This is a genomic window from Sandarakinorhabdus sp. (assembly GCF_031422795.1).
Lineage (GTDB): Bacteria > Pseudomonadota > Alphaproteobacteria > Sphingomonadales > Sphingomonadaceae > Sandarakinorhabdus.
Window position 1 is genome coordinate 1 of record NZ_JANPML010000028.1, and the last position, 2,238, is coordinate 2,238.

General features: G+C 64.5%; 2 protein-coding genes. One reads left to right on the forward strand and one right to left on the reverse strand.

Translation table 11 applies throughout. The annotated features are described in order from the left end of the window. Positions 1 to 89 precede the first annotated feature (89 nt). Entirely contained in the window at positions 90 to 1,097 is a 1,008-nt protein-coding gene (locus tag RMO81_RS01325) for a fumarylacetoacetate hydrolase family protein (protein ID WP_310473924.1), read from the reverse strand. Positions 1,098 to 1,185: 88 nt separating this feature from the next. Between RMO81_RS01325 and RMO81_RS01330 the strand changes: the two genes are divergently transcribed. Continuing rightward, positions 1,186 to 2,238: acyl-CoA dehydrogenase family protein (locus tag RMO81_RS01330; RefSeq protein ID WP_310473925.1), on the forward strand; the 1,053-nt coding region annotated here is incomplete at its 3' end.

The following is a 2,238-nucleotide window of genomic DNA, read 5'->3' on the forward strand; positions in this document are numbered from 1 at the left end:
TGGGTCACTACATCCGTGATGGAGCGGAATCCCGGCTTGTGTCTGGTGCTGTGGCGTGATGGTGCGGACCCATCTTGTCGACGGCCCGTTCAGGCCGCCACCACCATCTGTTCGATGGCGCCGAAAATGCTGTGGTTGTGCTCATCCAGCATCTCGATGCGCACCACGTCGCCGGGGCTGAGCCACGGTGTCGCTGGCGCCCCTGCCAGGATGGTTTCCACCATGCGCTGTTCGGCGATGCAGGCATAGCCGCGTCCGCCTTGCGCCACCGGCTTGCCGGGGCCGCCATCGCTGTCGCGGTTGGAAACTGTGCCCGAACCGATGATGCTACCGGCGCCAATGGCACGGGTTTTCGCCAGATGCGCGATCAGCGTGCCGAAATCGAAGGTCATGTCGGTGTGGGTTTCAATCCGGCCGAATGACTGGCCATTGAGATCGACACTGAGCGTGCCCATCAATTTGCCATCCTGCCAGCGCTCACCCAGCGCCTGCGGCGTCACCAGCACTGGCGACAGCGCGGAAGCCGGCTTGGACTGGACAAAACCAAAGCCCTTGGCCAGTTCGTCGGGGATCAGGCCGCGCAGCGACACATCGTTGACCAGGCCAACCAGGCGAATGGCGGCCAGCGCCTCTTCGCGGGACGCCCCTTGGCGCACATCGCCGGTAACCACAACCACCTCGGCTTCCAGATCGAGGCCCCAGGCCGGATCGTGGAACGGCACTGCATCGCGCGGCGCGAGGAACAGGTCGCTGCCGCCCTGATACATCAGCGGATCATGCCAGAAACTGGCCGGCAGTTCGGCACCGCGCGCCTTTCGCACCAGTTCGACATGGTTCACATAGGCCGAACCGTCGGCCCATTGATAGGCGCGGGGCAGGGGCGCCGCTGCATCACGTTCATGAAAGCGCGAATGCGGCACCGCATCGTGCGACAAGGACAAGGCCACCCCTTCCAGCACCGAAGCGGCACGGTCCCAATCGTCCAGCACCGATTGCAGGGTGGGATACATGGGCGGCGGCGCGGCGCACCAGGCCAGATCTTCCGAGACAACGACGAGACGACCATCACGGCCGGATTTCAGCGAGGCGAGTTTCATGTCTCCTTGCTGAACCGGTTTTTGGGTTCGCGCAAGCCTTGGCGAAGGGCCTTTGCCGGCGTAAGGACACCGGCAAAGGAGTTTCTGCATGGCTACCGCCGCTACTGCTGACGTTCAGCATTTCGCCCCCAAATGGCCGAAGTTGGATTGGGAAGACCCGCTGCTGCTGGCCAGCCAGTTGACCGACGAGGAGTCCATGATCCGCGATGCCTCGCGCGCCTTCTGCGATGCGGAACTGGCGCCGGTGGTGAAGCTGGCCAACCGCAACGAGAGCTTTGATCCGGCGCTGATGACCAAATTCGGCGCCGCCGGCCTGTTGGGCCCGACGATCAAGGGTTATGGCTGTGCCGGCACGTCCTACGTTGCCTATGGCCTGATCGCGCGCGAAGTGGAGCGGGTGGATTCGGCCTATCGTTCGGCGATGAGCGTGCAGTCCAGCCTCGTGATGCACCCCATCTATGCCTATGGCTCCGAAGCCCAGCGGGAACGGTATCTGCCCGGCCTGGCCAGCGGCGAATTGATTGGCTGCTTTGGCCTGACCGAGCCCGACGCCGGTTCCGATCCGGCCGGCATGAAGACCCGCGCCAAAAAGGTGCAGGGCGGCTGGCTGCTGAGCGGCGCCAAGATGTGGATCACCAATTCACCGCTGGCCGATGTCGCCGTGGTGTGGGCCAAGTGCGAGGACGACAAGATTCGCGGCTTTATCGTCGAACGCGGCGATGCCGGGTTCAGCACGCCCAAGATCGAAGGCAAATTCTCGCTGCGCGCCGGGGTGACCGGCGAGATCGTGCTGGCCGATGTGCATTTGCCCGAAGAGCGTATCCTGCGCGGCGTGGAAGGCCTGGCCGGCCCGTTCGGCTGCCTCAACAATGCGCGCTATGGCATTGCCTGGGGCGCGATGGGCGCCGCCGAATGGTGCTGGCACGCGGCGCGGCAATATACGCTGGACCGCATCCAGTTCGGCCGGCCACTGGCCGCCACCCAGCTGATCCAGAAGAAACTGGCCGACATGCAGACCGAAATCACGCTGGGCCTGTGCGCGGCGCTGGCCGGTGGCCGCCTGATGGACGACAAGCGCCTGGCGCCCGAAGCCATCTCGCTGCTGAAGCGCAACAATTGCGGCAAGGCGCTCGATATCGCC

What these genes read in the sequence shown, in the direction of transcription:
- RMO81_RS01325 (WP_310473924.1), bottom strand. Translation starts at nt 1,097, where the DNA reads ATGAAACTCGCCTCGCTGAAATCCGGCCGTGATGGTCGTCTCGTCGTT.